This window comes from Corynebacterium canis (assembly GCF_030408595.1).
Lineage (GTDB): Bacteria > Actinomycetota > Actinomycetes > Mycobacteriales > Mycobacteriaceae > Corynebacterium > Corynebacterium canis.
This window is the reverse complement of sequence record NZ_CP047080.1, coordinates 678,744-696,248: the sequence shown is the minus strand read 5'-3', so window position 1 is coordinate 696,248 and position 17,505 is coordinate 678,744. Positions and strand designations below refer to the sequence as shown.

Here is a 17,505-nt window from a genome sequence, read left to right as displayed (position 1 = left end):
CCTATAAGTCGTGTATGTGAGGAGCACCTGAAGGAGCGCAATGTCTCACAAATCGAATCGCGCAGTCGTTCTGCTCATTGCCCCGACGTTGACGGTGCTGGCCATCGTCATTGGCTATCCGATCCTGCGGGCCATTTGGCTTTCGTTCCAAGCCGATAAACACCTAGACCCCACCACCGGCGTCTTCGTCGAGGGGGGCTTCGCCGGGCTGGAACACTATATGTACTGGCTGACGCAGCGCTGCATGGGTGCGGACGGCGTGGTGGGCACCTGCCCGCCCGGCGTGCTAGCCACCGACTTCTGGCCCGCCGTCCGCATCACCTTAATGTTTGCCGTGGTGACCGTCGCAATGGAAACGGTGCTGGGCATGTGGATGGCAACCGTGATGAACAAGGAGTTTAAGGGCCGGGCGTTCCTGCGCGCCGCGGTGCTGATCCCGTGGGCGATTCCCACGGCCGTTACCGCCAAACTCTGGCAGTTTATCTTCGCCGACAGGGGCATTGTGAATTCCCTGCTAGGCACCAGTATCCATTGGACCACGGACCCGTGGGCGGCCCGCGTCGCCGTGATTATCGCCGACGTGTGGAAGACCACCCCGTTTATGGCGCTGCTTATCCTGGCGGGCCTGCAGATGATCCCCAATGAGCTATACGAGGCCGCCCGCGTAGATGGCGCCAGCCGCTGGCAGATTTTCACGCGGATCACCATGCCGCTGGTCAAACCCGCGCTCATGGTGGCGATTTTGTTCCGCACGCTGGACGCGCTGCGCATGTACGATCTGCCGGTGATCATGATTTCCAGCTCGTCGAACTCCCCGACGGCGACGATTTCGCAACTGGTGGTCGACGATATGCGCCAGAATAACTTCAATTCCGCGTCCGCCCTTTCTACCCTGGTTTTCCTCCTGATTTTCGCCGTTGCGTTCGTGATGATCAGGTTCTTCGGTGCCGACGTTTCCGGCCGCCAGGCCCGTAAAGAAGGAGCACAACGATGAAAACCGTTCGCACATACGCCGGCGTGGTACTCATTTTGATCTGGGGCCTCGCACCGTTTTATTGGATGCTGATCACCGCCCTGCGCAATAAGCAGTTCACCTTCGATACCACGCCGTGGCCCACCCACGTCACCCTGGAGAATTTCCAGGACGCACTGGCCACCGACGAGGGCAATAATTTCCTGCGCGCGATCGGCAATTCGCTCTTGGTGGGCGCGGTAACAACCTTCCTGGCGGTGCTGGTGGGCGTGTTTACGGCGTACGCTTTGGCCCGCCTGGATTTCCGCGGCAAGGGCATTGTCACGGGCATTGTGCTCGGCGCTTCAATGTTTCCCGGAATTGCGCTGGTCACGCCGCTGTTTCAGCTGTTTGGCGACCTCGGCTGGATTGGCACCTACCGTGCGCTCATCATTCCGAATATTTCCTTTGCTTTGCCGTTGACTATTTATACCCTGGTGTCCTTCTTCCGTCAGCTTCCCTGGGAGTTAGAGGAGGCAGCGCGTGTCGACGGCGCGACGCGCGGCCAAGCATTCCGGCTCGTGTTGCTGCCCCTCGCCGCCCCCGCCTTGTTTACCACCGCAATCTTGGCGTTTATCGCAACGTGGAACGAGTTCATGCTGGCCAAGCAATTGTCCTCCACGGCGACGGAACCTGTTACGGTGGCTATCGCCCGCTTCTCCGGGCCCAGCTCGTTCGAATTCCCGTACGCTTCGATCATGGCTGCAGGATCATTGGTGACTATCCCGCTGGTGATTATGGTGTTGGTGTTCCAGCGCCGCATCGTCGCTGGTCTCACGGCCGGTGGCGTGAAAGCGTAATTGCTAGAATCGGGCTATGCGCGATGATAACGATCCCACCCGCGAAACAAGGAGGCGCCTCCAGCGTGACACCCTCACGGGCTTCCTTTCCTTCTTCGCGGTGGTATCGGTCATCCAAGCGATCCTCAACCTCTTCGCCCCCGAACCCGCAGTGTGGCCCGCCGCACTGGCACTCGTATTGGTCGTACTCACCGTGGTGAGTTGGCGCAGCAGCAGGAAATAGCCGCGTAACTCGACTTTCCCAATTCGCCTTAGTCACCCGTGAGGGCAGGCCCCTCGGTACGTTTTTTCGGCGGGCGAATTTCCATTTAAGGTAAATCGCGCTTCAAAAACCATGAACTTTATACTCCTCCTCCCTGCTGGGCGCCACCTTGTGGCCGCTGGAACCCTACATGCCTGTGGATTGTTTGGGGTTATCCACAGGTTGGTGGGATGTGTGCGGGGAAACCCTGGGTTTTGTGCTGTTTTGGGGTTATTCCTGGTGCTATGGGTTTGTTTCAGCGTCGCACCAAACTGCTTGATACCTCTTTCATCAACATCACTCGTCGGCTTGCCATGCCGCGTGGGTATTGTCGGGCGAGCCGGGAGGTGGAGTGGGGTTCGCGGTATCACCCGCAACGCCTGGGGTTTGCCGCCCCGATCATGTTGCGGGCTCGGGCGCATTTCACCCAAACCCCGAATGTCATTATCGGCGGCTGGGCCGCCGCAGCCTATGCCGGTTTGAAGTACTGGGTGGATGATGCCCACATCACCGTGCATGTGGCCAGTAATTTCCAACGCAGCCACAGCGTGTTCGACGCCACCCGCCGCAGACTGCGACCAGGCACCAGGGTGTGGACACCGGACCAGGAACTGCCCGGCATGCAGGTCGTCGCCCCCGAATACGCCCTGGTGGATTGCCTGATTGATCTGCAGCGCGACCGCCACTCCTGGTGGGTCTACCAAGTACCCAACCTTGCCAACTGGGAAGTCCGCGCCATCCAGTTGATTGACGCGCTGCGCGCATGCACCACACTGAACTTTCAGCTGGTGCGTGACATCGCCCGCAATATTTTCAGCGCCCGCCAGCTGAAAAAACTGCTGAAGCTATCCCGCACAGGGGCCCAGTCGCCCCCGGAAACCGTACTACGCCTGATTGCCGAGCAGCTGCGCCAACACCTGGAGGTACAAATCCCAATCTATGATTCCGGTGCGCTAGTCGACGACGGCACACCCCTGCTGACCGTGCTTGATTCCGGCTGGCCCGATATTCGTGTTGGTTTGTTCTACGACGGTGCCCACCACCTCCAACGCAGCCAACGTGACTACGATGCCAAAGTGTTGATCCGGCTACGCGAACTCGGCTGGGAACCACTGCGTATCACCCACGGGCTACTGCAAAAACCCCGCGAATTGATCACCACCCTGCGCCGCGCCATCCACCGCGCCGAAACCAACACACACGCGCCAAAACCCGACGCGAATCCGAACGGCTGAATCCTCACGCCGAATCCGACGGGCCGAATCCTTACGGCGAATCCTAGCGCCGAACTTTAACGCCGAATCCTCGCTGCACCACCCCAGTACTGCGACTTGCTCGCCGACCTGCCCCATTGGTGCGCGCCCACACTTTTCGGTGAGCCCGAAACCCGGCGCACCCCGGCCCATTCTCACGCCGCGCCAGCCGCGCCACTTCCGTCTGCCCGCAGCTCCCTGCAAACTACGCGTAGCTGAAGCTCCCGCTTTCCCCAGCTACGTCAAATCTGCCTGTTCGCGCTCCTGCTATGTCACATCTGCCTGGCCGCACGAGATCTGCCTGGTTTTTAGGCCGAGTTTTCCTGGGGAAATGCGGCCGTGACGAATCTGCCTCAGGCAGATCTGACACGGCAGGCACCGCAGGCAGATTCTCACCGTCACGCCAGGTGATGTGGCGAGTTGGAGGCCGGAATTTTCCGCGCTCAGGGCCGGCGATTTACCATGCTCAGGCAGATTCGACATGCCGCTCGGCGCGCGGTGGTGTTTCCGCAGGAACACGAAACGGCCGTGTTACATCTGCCTCAGGCAGATCTGACGCGGCAAGAAACCAGGCAGATCCTCAGTACCAAATGCCACCCCATGCCGCAGGGGCAGCTCACTCGTGCCTGCGATAGGTCACGGCCGCCTCGAACACGTTGCAACGACATCGATTGTGAACCACCGGAACCCGCACTCACCAGCCACGTACAATCTGCCTGGCTGCTGTCCGGCCCCGTCACATCTGCCTGGCTGCTGTCCGGCCCCGTCACATCTGCCTGGCTCCGCCGGATCTGCCTGATTTTTCGGCCGAGTTGTCCTGGGGAAACGCAGCCGCGACGAATCTGCCTCAGGCACATCTGACACGGCAGGTAACGCAGGCAGATTTCGCGGGCGGGGGTACGAGGGTGTGCGGGGGTATGTGGGATCGTATGGGACGTGCACTTCTTTAGCTGTGAAGCTGGGGCGCTTGTTACGGCCGTGGTGGCTAGGGGGTTCGGCGGCGGCGCGAGGGCAAGGGCCGTTCCAGCGTTAAGTGCTGAGCAAGAATTCCTTCATATAGGGCAGGGTGAAGGCGATGTGACCGTAGCGGGGGGAGACGATAAGTTCGCGGGCGAGCAGGTGGGCGCGCCGCACCGATATCGCGTTCGGTTTCACGCCGAGGGCCTTGGCGAGCTCGCCGGTGGATACGGGATTGTCGCCGTCCATAAGGGTGGCCATGGTTTTGAGCATGGCCACTTGGCTATCGGGCGCATTGGCTATCGCGGGCCGGTGCACTTGGGCACCCATGCGTCGAATGACTTGGGGGCGGGCTTCGCGCACATCGCTCAGGGTGATCTCGTCTCGGTGTTCGAGGGTGGCGTAGGTCCAGATCACGGAACCGACGAGCTGGATGAGGTACGGATACCCTTGGCTGAGCTCGGCGGCGGCGTCCGCGGCGTCGTCAGTAATGCTTTTGCCGCCCTCGTGGACGGTATGCACGATCGCCTGGCGGGCCTCGGGAATGGTCACGGGCGCGAGTTCCACGCGTTCGGCGCGGCGCAGAAAGGTGGTGCCATCGTGTTGGAGGAGTTGCTGAATGCCCAGCGGCAAGCCGGCGGCCACGAACGCAATATCGAACTCGTCGCGGATTAGGTCTTGGACGGCGGTGGCCAGCTGATGCATGAGTTCGGGGTCGGCGCTTTGCACCTCATCCACGGTAACGAGCACCCCGGCCTCGTACTTGCGTACGAATGTGGCGAGTTCGCGGAGCCGGGAAATCAGGGTGGGCGCGGGCTGCTCGGCGGCTTGGACAGAGGTAGAAATTGAACCGATGCCCGCGATGGAGGCGCCGGTAAAGCTGTGCTTGCTGCCGGTTTCCCCAAGACTTTTCATGATTTTGGGAATGGTGGAGTCCACTAGGGTATCCACGAGGTGAGCGTCGGGGTAGGCGCGGGCCACCACCCATCCGGCTTGGGTGGCTACGTCTTCAACCTCATTGAGGAACACAGTTTTGCCGATGCCGCGAGCTCCGGAAACAAGGAGCGCGCGATAGGGGCTGCCGAGGCCCTCTGCCAATCCGAGGCGAAAGTCCTGCAGGGATTCCTCGCGGCCAGCCAAATACAGGGGCGAAACGCCGAAACTCGGTCGGAAGGGGTTGCGTTGGGTCATACAAACTCCTTTCGGTGGAGCAGATCCTATAGAACTCCACCCGGAGCTAAGAACTTATAGATCTCTCTGAATTAGGTTGAATTCTTCGATTGTGGCCAATGACTCTAGCGCAGACGCTTCATCCATAATAGACATCGCAAAGCCGTTCTGAATGAGGACATAGTCCCCGACCTGAGCCTCGGGGACATACGCCAAGGAACAGGCGCGGTTTTGGCCTGCGAAATCGAGCACCGCATGAGGCAGCGGTCCGGACGTAATTTCGATAATCTTCGCGGGGATTCCTAGGCACATGGGACGGTCCTAACGTTCATTTGGCCCTCCGGGGCCGAGGTGCAGGGCAGGCACGGATCGGCGGCGCGAATCGCCGCCTCGGGATCAAGGGCACCGAGCATAGCCGCCAACCAGGGTTCGTTTTGCGCGGTCGGCGTCAGGATTTGGCAAGAAACCAGCACCCCATCGGCGGCCGTATATACGTGGGCGAGGATGCCACGGGGGCCGTCGACAAGCCCCACGCCGGTGCCGTCGCGCAAGCTGCCGGGGGTGACCCACGGGCCGGAATAATCGGCGCGGAGAAGGCGTTTGACCTGGGCTAATGCGTGATTAAGCTGGGTGGCTTGCGCGGCCAGGGGGTGCATGGAACCGAATTGCGCCAGCGGGCCCACGCGGTACGGGCGACCCCGGTAGAGCGGGCGCGGGGCGGGCTGGTCGGGGTCGGTCTCGGTAATCAGCTGCGGCCATTCGGCGACGGGTTCGCCCGTGGACAACCAGCCACCGAGCGGGTCGAACTCACCTTCGGTTTCCAGGCGGAGGGAAAGGCCCGTAAAACCATCCTCCCAATCCAAATCAGGAACGAACACAGGTTCGGGAACCTCGAGCGACCCAAGACGCGGCTCCCGCACGCCGCCGGGGATCGCCACGTCCGGGAAATGCCCCGGGCAGCCCGCTAACGCCAACACCGCCTTGCCAAAGCGCTTGAGCTCCACGGCGCGCTCCGGCGCGTGGCCAAATAGCTTAGGGGCCACGGCGTCCAGCACCGAGCCATAATGCAGCAGCGCGCGCACGTTCCGGGCGGCCGGCGGGGGCGGGGCATCGAACAAGCTATCTAGGGCGCGCATGCCCGCCAAGTGATGCGTCACCGGGCAAATCCCGCACAGGCGCTTCACTATATCGGGCACCTCAAGCACATTGCGGCCAAGCAGCATATGGTCCAGCCGCGGCAGGGCGGAAAGGTCGAACCTAGGTCCGTGCTCGGTGACCACGACGCGGGCCTCGAACGGGTCCAGAAAGTGGTCGAGCCGCAAGGTTGTACTCATGGCTAAAGCCTTTCCATAATGAGAGTGTGCATGAACTTGGCCTGCTCACTGGTGTCATCGGCGCCGCAAAGAAAGCCGCTGGTGACCGCCCCATTCTACGCGTCGCACTGCGGGTAGGCACCCGCTCGGGCGTGGTCGAAGACGCCCTCTACGCCGCCTGGCAGGTGGTCGGCGAAGGCGAACTCGTATTAGAGCTCATCCCCGCCACCGTGTTCTGCCCCAGCTGTGCCTGCGAGCAGGAAATCGATGAATTTTTCGCATTGACCTGTCCGGCGTGTGGCACCCCGACCGCGGACCTGCGCCACGGGCGGGAATTCGAGATCACCTATGTGGATCTCGCCACCGATCCATAACCTCCCGCGCGGCCGCAACCGCGTTCGGGAGGGCGTTTTGCGCGGCGTCGCTAAGCCCGACGTGGAGCTCGGCAGAGGCGGGCACAATACCCACCACCGCAACCCGGCGCGGCTCGTGGCCCAATAACTTCGCCGTGGCCAGCAGGTCCAGCAGGCCGACCTGGTGCGGCGACAACTTGGAATTAAGCAGGCGCGGCACCTGATCGCCCTCGAGCACCACCACCGTACCGGGGGCGGCACCGGGGGCGGCAACGGCGTCCAAAACGATCAAATCTTCGGCCTGTTGGATCACCGGAAGCAGCTCTATGCCGCTCGTGCCGCCATCGATGAATTCGACAGTATCTTCGGCTGCGACGCTGTGCCGGCTGGGCACCCAATCAAGGTCATCCACCGGCGCATCCGCGGCCGCGCGCAACCGCCGCATAATGGCCAGGCCGATGCCGTCATCGCCCATGATCGGGTTGCCAATGCCAAGGACAATCATCCGATCTCCGGGGCATCCACGGGGCGGGCGCCGCGGCGCAACCACACGCCACCGTTAAACATGGAGGACACGCCGCCGTGGCGCTCCAAGGCGTCCGCACGAATGGCCAAATATACGTGCAGCCACACGAACGCCCACAAGATAAACATGATCAGCGAGTGAATCAGCCGGATCACCGGAATGCCAAACCAGTGCACCGGGTAAGAAACCAGCATCCAGAACATATTGTCCTGGTGATACAGGCCGTACAGCATCAACCCGGTAAGCATTTGAATAAAGCACATCGCATAGATGCCCGTATAGGACAATTGCTGCAGCGGGTTATGCGCCAAGTACAGCGGGCCGTGTTTGCGCAGGAACATGTAGTACTGCATGGTCCCCCACAGGTTCTTCACGTCCTCCTTGGAATTCAGCGGCCACAGCGAACGCCACCGCAGCTGCCGGTCCTTCGCCGTAAAGCTCAACACCAGCCGGGAAAACCCGAGCCCCAGCCACAAAAACGCCGACACATAGTGGATCATCCGGATCCACCCCATGAGATAGCCAACGTCCGGGCCGGCCTCCGCCGCCGGGCCGAAGAACGGGCGCATGATGTAGTACCCGGAAAGGCTCATCAGCACGATCAGCACCATGTTCGCCCAGTGCTGGAAGCGCAGCGTGGCGGACCAGATATTTACGCGCACCCATTCATTGGGGTTCGCGGCAACATTGGAGGCCAGCTCCTGCGGGTTTTCCAGCGAAAGCGCCACAAACCCTTCCATGTAGTACTCCCCCACCGTGCCATCGGGGGCGATATCCGCGCGCGCCACGGCGAGGCAACGGCGCCCCGCCTTGTCCTGGATATCGGCGTTGCGGACGATCAAGGCGCGCTCCTCGCGCGTCATATTCGCCTGCTCCATGACGGCCTGCAGGTCGCCCCGCATCACCATCACGTGCCCCACCTGGGGCAGCTCCACCTGCGCCAGCGAATATTTCCGCTGCGGCCTGGCCGGGCTAAAATCGCTGGTAAACGTCGGCGTAATATCGGGGCGGTTCACTTTCAGCGAGGCGTCCAGCGCCATATCCACCGGATCCTGGGACCCTTCCGGCGATACCGCCGCCATGGCCAGCAGCCGCCCCGGGCTGAGCTTGCGCACGGGGTAACTGGTGGCCACGCGAATCACTTTGGTGCTCATGGCGTGACCACCTGCACCTGGATATTTCCGTCCTCGTCCATGATGTGCACTGCGCAGGACATGCACGGGTCGAAGCTGTGAATGGTGCGCAGCGCCTCCAATGGCTGTTCGGGGTCCACCAGCGGGTGCTTTCCATTGCCCGCCAATGATTCCTCGTACGGCCCCATATTGCCCTGCGGGTCGCGCCCGCCGGCCAGCCAGGTAGTTGGCACCACCGCCTGGTAGTTGCGCACCCTGCCGTCTTCGATGCTCACCCAGTGGCTCAGGCAACCGCGCGCCACCTCCTGCAGGGCGAAACCATCCGCCTTGTGCGGCCACGAGGAGGGCTCCCATTTGGTGGGGTCGAACACGTTGTAGTCGCCGTGCCGCAGGCCCTCAATAAACTTTGGCAGCAACTCTTCCGAAAGGTGGTGCGCATTGGTCATCGCCTCGACAGCGCGTGCGAAGGTTCGGCCGCCCGTGGAATTCAGCTGCTCCACCTTGATGCCCAGCTTCGCCGCCGCCTCGTCGACGAGTTTTTTGGTCAGTTCCTCGCCCTGGATATAGGCGGAGAGCACGCGAGCGATCGGGCCGACCTGCATCGGGCGGCCGTCGTAACGCGGGGCCTTCGACCACGTGTACTTATCGTTGTCGGCGAGCCACGTGTATGGCGGCTGCGGGCCCGTGTACTTCACCTTCGTCTCGCCGACCGCGGGGTGCACGCCAGCGGAATCGCCGTCGCGGTAGACGTACCAGGCGGAGGAAATGTATTCGCGGATTTTGGATATTTCCAGCGGGTGCACCTTGGTGTAGTCGCCGTCCAAAATAACGCCCGGCTTCACCGACCTGTTTGTGTTAGACACGGGCTGCTTATCGACGTCCCCCGCATACCGCGTCCCAGACATGCCCACCGCCAAGAAATTCGGCGAGGAGGCCCCGATATCAAAATAATCCTTGTACACGGACATAATGGCCACCGCGTCCGGATAGTAGCAGTGCTCCACAAAGTCCACGATCTCATCGACCCACGAGCCGATCTGGTCCAGCTGCACCTGGTTCACCGTCTCCGACTTATTCGGATCGATGGAGCACGCCATGCCGCCGACCAGGAAGTTCGGGTGCGGGTTCTTGCCGCCAAACACGGTGTTCACCCGGATAATTGAACGCTGGAATTCCAGCGCATCCAGGTAGTGCGAAACCGCCATCAGGTTCGCCTCCGGGGGCAGCCGGTAATCCGGGTGATCCCAATACCCGCCGGTGAAAATGGAAAGCTGCCCGGACGCGAGCACGCCCTGCAGCGTCTCCTTCACGCGGGCGAACTTTTCTTCGGAATTGCCCACCCACTTGGATCCGATAGACTTTGCGAATTCCACGGCCTTTGCCGGGTCCGCCTCCGCCGCCGATACCACGTTCACCCAGTCCAGCGCGTGCAGGTGGTAGAAGTGCACCACATGGTCGTGCACCTCCTGGCTGGCCATCACCAGATCCCGGATCAGCTGCGCCTGCACCGGCGGCTTCGACCCGATGGCATCCTCCACCGCGGTGATCGAGGCGACGGAGTGGGTGCCGGTGCACACGCCGCAGATACGTCCGACGAACGCCCACACATCGCGCGGGTCGCGCCCCTCAACAATGGTTTCGATGCCGCGGAATTGGGTGGTTTCGCTCCACGCCTTCGCAATGGAATCGCCTTCGCGTTCCAATTCGATGCGCAGGTGCCCCTCGATCCGGGTCAACGGGTCAATGACAACGCGTTCGGCCATTATTGCTCAGTTTCCTTTCCAGGCACGGTGGGCATGGGCAGCGGCACGGGTTCGCCGAAGGCCGCCAAAAGTTCTTCATCCTCGCGGTGCCGCGACTTCCGCACGGCCGTAATGCCCGCGTGGACAGCCGCACCCGCAGCAGCGGCACCAACAAGACCCCACCCCAGCTTTTCGACGCTCGCTTCTACCCCCACGCCCACAACATGCGGCAACGTGGCATAGAACGGGGTGAACTTATCAAAGAAATCCTTCTCCGTGCACCCGATGCACGGGTGCCCCGCCCCGATCGGCCAGCCAGACTTCAAATTCCACTGGATGATCGGGCAGGGGCTAAACGTGGACGGTCCCTTGCACCCAACCTCATAGAGGCACCACCCGTTGCGCGCGCCCGCATCGTCGAAGGAACGGACGAATTGCCCGGCGTCGAAATGCGCACGCCGCGGGCAGGAATCGTGGATGCGCTGATCGTAGGCAAACAACGGACGCCCCTCCGCATCCACCTTCGGCGCCGTGCCATGCGTGAGCACATACGTAATGGTGGCGGTGATCACCTCGCCGATCGGCGGGCAGCCGGACACATTGATCACCGGCTTATCCCGAATAATCTCATCCACCCCCACCGCGCCCGTCGGATTCGGACGCGCAGCCTGCACCGAACCATACACCGCGCAGGCGCCCACCGCGAGGATCACAGTGGCGTTGGCCGCGGCGTCGCGAAGCACCTGCTCAGCCGTTTTGCCGCCAATCATGCAAAACACGCCGTTCTCGTCCACCGGCACAGAACCGTTGACCACCAAAATATGCGGCTGTTCGTTCAGGTCATGCAACGCCTTCTCCGCCGCCTCCCCGGAAGCCGCCATCACCAGCTCGTTATAGTTCATGCTCAGCATGCCCAGCACCAAATCCTCCACGGTGGTGCCGCCCGAACGCAACACGGACTCCATGCAGCCCGTGCACTCCTGCAATTGCAGCCACGCCACGTTCGGCTTCTCCACCGCGCCGAGCTTATCGGCGATCTCCTGGGCCTGGGTGGATATCTCTTCCGCATGGGCTTTCGGAACCTCCGGAACACCGTACGCGAACAAAGCTGCGAGCCCGCCGCAGAGCTTCATAAAATCACGGCGCGATACCCCCCGCCGCTCCAGGTTTTCGCGCAAGGAAGAACCCTGCCAACTTGTGCCGAAATCCATTGCGATCCATCCTTATGCCTACCAATAAGACGTCTGATTGCAGACTATCGCCCCCAGAACAGAACAGCCACCCACGAATGTCAGCTAGCGCTCCTCCTTATTTCTGCACTTCCCCCGCCCCGAACTGCACGAATATTATTCCCATCACTGCAGGTCAGCTCGTCCCCGCTCAGCACAATGCAACAAATCTCACAGGATAGGTTCACCCCCGCAGCACCCCTTTGCTCAGGATAGGGGTACTCGGGGGTGCAAATTCACTATAAAAACACCTGGGCCAGCAGGCTGCCGACCACGCAGGAGGTGATCACGCCGATCAAACCCGGAATGATAAAGGAGTGGTTGATAATAAACCGGCCGATGCGGGTCGTGCCGGTGCGGTCGAACCCAATACACGCCAGATCCGACGGGTACGTGGGCAGGATAAAGTAGCCATACGCCGCGCCATAGAACCCGACCAGCACCTCCGGCGCCACGCCTAGCTGCAGGCCGATCGGGGCGATAGCCACCAACGCCGCCGCCTGCGAATTCACCAGCTTGGACACCACGAACAGCACCAGCGCATATGCCCACGGTGCCTGCTGCACCACGGAACCAAGGCTGCCCTCCAGCGCCTCCACGTGGGTTTGGAAAAACGTATCCGCCATCCAGGCGACGCCGAACACGGAAAACACCGCGGTCATGCCCGCCTTAAACACGGCGGTGGATGCGATCTTGCTATTGTCCACGTGGCAGAAGATCAGGATGGTCGCGCCGGCGACCAGCATCAGCATCTGGATCACCAGGTTCATGGAAAGCGGCTCCATGCCGCCGTCTTTGCCGGGGAATTCTGGGCGGAGCATTTCAAAGGCGCCGAGAATAACAACGAGGCCAATGGCAACAAAGAATATAATCACCGCATTATAGGCAGAGCGGGGAAATACTTTGTCCAAAAGCGTTTCGCCGGAACCGTATACGGCGTCCCGGAACGTCTGATCTTTAAGCCGTTCCTGAAACTCTTCGTCTTTGTCCAAATCCTTGCCGCGGCGCATGGACCATAATGCAGCCAAGAGAACACCGCACAAGGAAGCCGGAATTGCCACGGTAAGAATTTGCGGAATTGAAAACGCCTTTCCCGTGATCCCCGCATTTTCGGCCAGGATAGAAGCCAACGATACCGTAGCCACCGAGACGGGCGAGGCCGTAATGCCCATCTGCGATGCCGTAGACGCCACCGCCATGGGGCGCTCGGGACGGATATTCTTCTTAATCGCAATGTCCTCGATGATCGGGAACATCGTGTACACCACATGGCCGGTGCCGCAGAGCACGGTCAGCGTCCACGTGGTCAACGGCGCCATGATCGTAATCATCTCCGGCTTCTTGCGCAGGAGTCTTTCCGCAAATTGCATCATCACGTCGAGCCCTTGTGATTGCTGCAGCGCGGATGCGCAGCCGATCACCGCGATAATGGTCAACATGACCGATACAGGCGGTTCGCCCGGCTCCAAGCCGAAGATGAACACCATGATCAGCAGACCAAAACCGGATATTAACCCAAGTCCGATTCCACCGTAGTGAGTTCCACGAAGCAGGCAGGCCAAAATGACCACAACTTGTAGAACAATCGCAACTGTGGAAGTGGGTTCCAAAACCGAAGCCAGCATTTCGCTTGCCTTCCACTAGAAAATAAAAACGCGAATTAGTTAGACGGATATTTGCCTCAATGCTAGCAGTCGGTCCCGAAACGGTCTATGGGATCACAACGGGGTACCCTTTGTGAGAAGCGCCACTAATTGGGGCATTGCGGGAGGGGTGCAATCGACCGCGACTAAGTTTCGGAAGATATGAATTAAAATGCCCCGTGGTGGGCACTTAGCGTTGAATAATGCAGGCCGAATAAAAATGAATCTGCTACAAAACAAACCTGCAAATCGGGCGAATGATTAAACCCTCTCGGGTAGGCCGTGGGTGCGCGGTCGGAGGGGGCTGCCGGCAAGGCCGTGGGTGCGCGGTCGGAGGGGGCTGCCGGCAAGGCCGAGAAGCACGTTGCAGTTCGAAGTTTTTCGAACCATCGGCCGTGTCGAATCTGCCTGAGGCAGATCTAACGGGGCAAGTTCGGCGTCCTGCGGAAACACCACCGCGCGGCGGCCCGCATGTCGAATCTGCCTGAGTACAGAAAATCGTCGGCTGATTTCGGCCCCCAAACCACCTCGGCGCCGATGGGTTGCACACGACCGCCTAGGTCGCCGATGGGTTGCACACGACCGCCTAGGTCGCCGATGGGTTGCACACGACCGCCTAGGTCGCCGATGGGTTGTGCGCAACCGCCGACCTGGGCTGGTCTTTCTATTCTTCATTCGGGGGTCTCACGAAGAAATTCCGGACGAATCTGGGCCGAAAACGCTGCAAATCGTCTTTTTATTCTTCGTTGAGCGCTCCAAAGAAGAAATTCAGGACGATCGCAGGTCAGCCATTGTGCGCAACCTGTCGACCCTAGCTCGGCCCTCCCCAGGCCCCGTCGATCCCGGCCTCGGCCGAGCCCTGGCCCAGCCCAGGCCGCTCCCCCATCGGCCCGGGCCAACAATTGCTCACAACCTATCCGCCCTGGTCCTAGCGGCAGCTACTCCTTTTCGCCAGCGAGCTTAGGAGATAGCCAGTTCAGCCACTGCTCCATGCCTTGGGAGGTCTTCGCGGAGACTTCGAACACCGGTACGCCGGGGTTGACCTTCTCTAGGTTCGCGCGGAACAAGGCCATATCGAAATCCAGGTACGGCAGCAGGTCAATCTTGTTCACCACGACGGCATCCACGGAACGGAACATCACTGGGTACTTGAGCGGCTTGTCCTCACCCTCGGTCACGGAAAAGACCATCGCTTTGCGGTGCTCGCCTACCTCGAATTCGGCGGGGCACACCAAATTACCCACGTTTTCGATCAATACGAGGTCCAGCTCGTGCAGATCCAAACCCTGCAGCGCCCGGGACACCATCGGCGCATCCAGATGGCACTCCCCGCCGAATCCATTGCCGGTGTTCAGCAGTGAAATCTGCGCCCCGAAGCCAGCGAGCCTGTCGGCATCCAAGGAGGTTTCGATATCACCTTCGATCACGCCGATGCGCACCTTGCCCTCCGCCGCGCGCAAAACGTGCTGCAGCACGGCGGTTTTTCCGGCACCCGGCGAGCTCATCACATTTACGGCCTGCACCTGGTGGGCGTCGAAGGCCTCCCGATTGTGCGCCGCGCAATGATCGTTCTCCGTAAAAATATCCTCCAGCACGGAAATTCGTTCGCGCCCGGTGGCGTACCCCGAATGATCACCGTGCTCATGCTCATGCTCATGAACGTGCTCGTGCCCATGATGATGGTGATGGTCATCACCGTCGTGGCGATGGAAGCGACCCATTGTTCTTGTTACCTTTCAGTCGACGTCGATGTCTACGACGCGGAACTCTTCGCCCGAAACAATGTGCGTCGGGGCGTCGCAACGCGGGCAAGAAAAATCTAACTCCCCGGAAACCTCCGTGAGATGGCCGGCCACGCATTGCAGGCGCAACGGAACCGGCAAAATCTGCAGGCGTGCGGTATGCAGCGGAGTGTCCTGGATCACGAATCGCCAAGCGTACGCGAGGGTTTCCGGCACGACCTGACGCAAAGCGCCGACCTCGACACGCACCTGGCGAACGGTACGCCCCGCGGCGGCACGCGAAACCACCTGCGCCAACTGGGTACTCAACGCCACTTCATGCACAATTCGAACGTAACAAGGTTCGCGCCCAACGCCCAATCAGCGTTTCCGGCGGACGAGCGCGACCAGCCCGAAGCCGAGGCCGATGATAAAGCCCAGCGCCATGATGCCAAGGAGCACTTTGACCACCAAGCTGACCACGCCTTGATTTTCCCCGGCGCCGCGCAAGCTCGGCATGTCTTCGAACATTTGTCCGTAAGCAAAGCTGGGGCTTTCCTGCGCCTGGCCCTGGGTCTCCACGGCGACCTTGAAACGCAACGGCAGCGGCGGCCCGTCCTCGGTAGCAAAACCGTTGTAGCGGATGGCCACGTATTGTTCGCCGGAAAGGAAACCCTTAGCGTACTTCCCAACCTCGGCGTTGTCCCACGTCAGCGGCGGCGTCACGGAGACGGCCTGTTTCGGCTGTTCCGCATTGGCAAAGAGTGCGGTGATGTGCTGCCATTGATTGTCGGTAAAGGTTTCGGCGTCCACCGGCGCGTACACCGGATTCAGGAACACCCATTCTAAGAATCCGCCAGCTGTTCGAATACCTTCCGGCTCCAGGGGCACCGGCTCCTCGGCCTCCACCGGGGGCGTGTCGGCGGCCACGGGCGGGGTTTCCAGCTTCATCTGCACGCGCTGCCCTTCCTTGGCGGGCACCTTAAACCACAGCGTGTCGCCCGATGCGAGTTCCGCGTCGTACACCCCGGGCTGCACCACCGGCGCCTCGCTTGGCCCGGCCGCAGCGGCGATTGGCCCGACGGAATTGCCGATTTCCAGGTTCGGCACCGTAGTTTCGCTTGTCGACGCCCCACCAGCCCCCGGCGTTTCCGATAAACTCAGCTGCGCGGTATCCGAAGTGCTCTGCGCACTTTCCGCGCTGGTCTGCGGCATCACGGTTTTTTGCTCCGCATGGGGCAACCGCCAGAGCTTAAATTCCACCGGCAATTCGGTTTCCGCGCCGAGCGCCCCCTCGCGGGACATGACCACATCCAGCTCGCCGGGTTTGCAGGCGAACAGGTCCTTTTCATCCACATCCTTGGACACGGTAAACCCGGCGGAGGGTTTGCTAAAGCCGTCCGCGATGGAGGAAACCCACTGGTCCTCGGCGCAGGCGCGGCCGGTGGAATCGAAGATATCTATCTTTTGGTTCATGTAAATGCCCACGTCATTGCCCGCGATTGCCGGCGGCGGGGTGATAAACCCGACGATAAAACGCTCGCCGGGCTCCACCTTCACCTTGTAATGCAGGGGCTCGTTGCGCGGGAGCACGTCCTGGTAGTGCGTGGGCTGCGGGTTGCCGCCGCCGTCCAAACCCCCAAGGTCCAGCCGGGGCGCATCCTTGGCTTCCCGGGTGCCTTTCACCGGCACGCCGCCGACCTTGTATTTCTGTTGCACGCGGCTGGATTTCAGCACGAGTTGCTTGCGCAGCGACTCCGCATCGCTCGCATCTGCGTACGAACCTCCGCCCTCCTGTGCGATGCATTGCAGCTCCCCGCGCGCCTGCTCATCCACGTTCAGGCCGATCACATTGATCACCAGGTCCCCGCCGCGGCCGCGGATCTCCTTGGCCACCTCGCACGCCGGCGGCGGGGCGCAGGTATCCGCGCCGTTTGCCACCAGCACAATATGGCGCGGCCCATCCGGGGGTAGCTCCCGTTCGGCCGCGAGCAAGGCCTCCCCTAGGGGCCGGTACCCGCGCGGATTCAGCTCCCGCACCTGGTCGCTGGCGGCCACACGATCACCCCCGAGGGGCATCACGATGCGGGTATCGCGGCAGCCGGCCTCCCGTTCCTCCGGGGCGGTGCCGGTTTCCGTGCCGTATGCCACCAAGGCGAGCTGCTGTTCCGGGGGTAGTTCCTCAAGTAACCCCGTTATAGCCTGCCGTTCGGCGTCGATGGGGTCGGGGCCGCCGAGGTTGTTTACGAGCAGTGAGGCGGAGGCGTCGATAATCACCGCGGTAGCGGGGGCAACGTCCTGGGCAACGGCGGGCGGCGCTATGGTCAGCGCACACACGGAGCCCACGGATGCCGCCAACGCCACAGATTGGCGCGCCCAAAACGCGCCTTTCGAACTCAGCATGTGTACAGC

General features: G+C 61.4%; 16 protein-coding genes. 5 read left to right on the top strand and 11 right to left on the bottom strand.

Annotated elements, in window-relative coordinates; translation table 11 throughout:
• The first annotated feature begins 40 nt into the window (after positions 1-40).
• From CCANI_RS03080 to CCANI_RS03065, 4 genes are all read left to right on the top strand, one after another.
• A complete protein-coding gene (locus CCANI_RS03080) occupies positions 41-994 on the top strand; it encodes a carbohydrate ABC transporter permease (protein ID WP_146323864.1) in 954 nt (317 codons plus the stop codon).
• Positions 991-1,812 (top strand): carbohydrate ABC transporter permease, encoded by an 822-nt coding sequence (locus tag CCANI_RS03075; RefSeq protein ID WP_146323865.1) that lies wholly within the window; start codon positions 991-993, stop codon positions 1,810-1,812. Before CCANI_RS03080 ends, CCANI_RS03075 begins: the two co-directional genes overlap by 4 nt.
• Before the next feature lie 16 nt (positions 1,813-1,828).
• Positions 1,829-2,035 (top strand): hypothetical protein, encoded by a 207-nt coding sequence (locus CCANI_RS03070; protein WP_146323866.1) that lies wholly within the window; start codon positions 1,829-1,831, stop codon positions 2,033-2,035.
• A gap of 263 nt (positions 2,036-2,298) precedes the next feature.
• The gene (locus CCANI_RS03065) at positions 2,299-3,288 is read left to right on the top strand and encodes a putative endonuclease domain-containing protein (protein ID WP_146323867.1); all 990 of its coding nucleotides are present in this window, start codon (positions 2,299-2,301) and stop codon (positions 3,286-3,288) included.
• A 1,047-nt stretch (positions 3,289-4,335) separates the two neighbouring features.
• Here CCANI_RS03065 and CCANI_RS03060 read toward each other — a convergent pair.
• From CCANI_RS03060 to CCANI_RS03050, 3 genes are read right to left on the bottom strand one after another with little or no spacing between them, the layout of a single operon-like run.
• Positions 4,336-5,454 (bottom strand): ATP-binding protein, encoded by a 1,119-nt coding sequence (locus CCANI_RS03060; protein ID WP_146323868.1) that lies wholly within the window; start codon positions 5,452-5,454, stop codon positions 4,336-4,338.
• A gap of 54 nt (positions 5,455-5,508) precedes the next feature.
• A complete protein-coding gene (locus CCANI_RS03055; protein ID WP_146323869.1) occupies positions 5,509-5,745 on the bottom strand; it encodes a HypC/HybG/HupF family hydrogenase formation chaperone in 237 nt (78 codons plus the stop codon).
• Complete coding sequence (locus tag CCANI_RS03050; RefSeq protein WP_146323870.1) at positions 5,736-6,767, bottom strand: nickel-dependent hydrogenase large subunit; 1,032 nt, start codon at positions 6,765-6,767, stop codon at positions 5,736-5,738. The genes CCANI_RS03055 and CCANI_RS03050 overlap by 10 nt, the downstream gene beginning before the upstream one ends.
• A 26-nt stretch (positions 6,768-6,793) precedes the next feature.
• Here CCANI_RS03050 and CCANI_RS03045 point away from each other — a divergent pair, with 26 nt between their 5' ends.
• Positions 6,794-7,120 carry a hydrogenase maturation nickel metallochaperone HypA/HybF gene (locus CCANI_RS03045; RefSeq protein ID WP_146323871.1) on the top strand — a complete coding sequence of 109 codons (327 nt, stop codon included), beginning with the start codon at positions 6,794-6,796 and terminating at the stop codon, positions 7,118-7,120.
• On the opposite strand, the gene CCANI_RS03040 is transcribed toward CCANI_RS03045, so the two are convergent.
• From CCANI_RS03040 to CCANI_RS03005, 8 genes are all read right to left on the bottom strand, one after another.
• Complete coding sequence (locus CCANI_RS03040) at positions 7,089-7,604, bottom strand: HyaD/HybD family hydrogenase maturation endopeptidase (RefSeq protein ID WP_146323872.1); 516 nt, start codon at positions 7,602-7,604, stop codon at positions 7,089-7,091. The genes CCANI_RS03045 and CCANI_RS03040 overlap by 32 nt on opposite strands.
• Positions 7,601-8,779 carry a Ni/Fe-hydrogenase, b-type cytochrome subunit gene (gene cybH, locus CCANI_RS03035; protein WP_146323873.1) on the bottom strand — a complete coding sequence of 393 codons (1,179 nt, stop codon included), beginning with the start codon at positions 8,777-8,779 and terminating at the stop codon, positions 7,601-7,603. The genes CCANI_RS03040 and cybH overlap by 4 nt, the downstream gene beginning before the upstream one ends.
• Positions 8,776-10,521 carry a nickel-dependent hydrogenase large subunit gene (locus tag CCANI_RS03030; RefSeq protein ID WP_186750141.1) on the bottom strand — a complete coding sequence of 582 codons (1,746 nt, stop codon included), beginning with the start codon at positions 10,519-10,521 and terminating at the stop codon, positions 8,776-8,778. The genes cybH and CCANI_RS03030 overlap by 4 nt, the downstream gene beginning before the upstream one ends.
• The gene (locus CCANI_RS03025) at positions 10,521-11,711 is read right to left on the bottom strand and encodes a hydrogenase small subunit (protein ID WP_146323875.1); all 1,191 of its coding nucleotides are present in this window, start codon (positions 11,709-11,711) and stop codon (positions 10,521-10,523) included. The genes CCANI_RS03030 and CCANI_RS03025 overlap by 1 nt, the downstream gene beginning before the upstream one ends.
• A 257-nt stretch (positions 11,712-11,968) precedes the next feature.
• The gene (locus CCANI_RS03020) at positions 11,969-13,354 is read right to left on the bottom strand and encodes an anaerobic C4-dicarboxylate transporter (protein WP_146323876.1); all 1,386 of its coding nucleotides are present in this window, start codon (positions 13,352-13,354) and stop codon (positions 11,969-11,971) included.
• Between the two features lie 956 nt (positions 13,355-14,310).
• Positions 14,311-15,093: a hydrogenase nickel incorporation protein HypB gene (hypB, locus tag CCANI_RS03015; protein ID WP_146323877.1), complete on the bottom strand. Its 783-nt coding sequence runs from the start codon at positions 15,091-15,093 to the stop codon at positions 14,311-14,313.
• Positions 15,094-15,108: 15 nt separating this feature from the next.
• Positions 15,109-15,429 (bottom strand): hydrogenase maturation nickel metallochaperone HypA, encoded by a 321-nt coding sequence (locus CCANI_RS03010; RefSeq protein ID WP_246118178.1) that lies wholly within the window; start codon positions 15,427-15,429, stop codon positions 15,109-15,111.
• A gap of 45 nt (positions 15,430-15,474) precedes the next feature.
• The gene (locus CCANI_RS03005) at positions 15,475-17,496 is read right to left on the bottom strand and encodes a vWA domain-containing protein (RefSeq protein WP_146323879.1); all 2,022 of its coding nucleotides are present in this window, start codon (positions 17,494-17,496) and stop codon (positions 15,475-15,477) included.
• Positions 17,497-17,505: the final 9 nt, after the last annotated feature.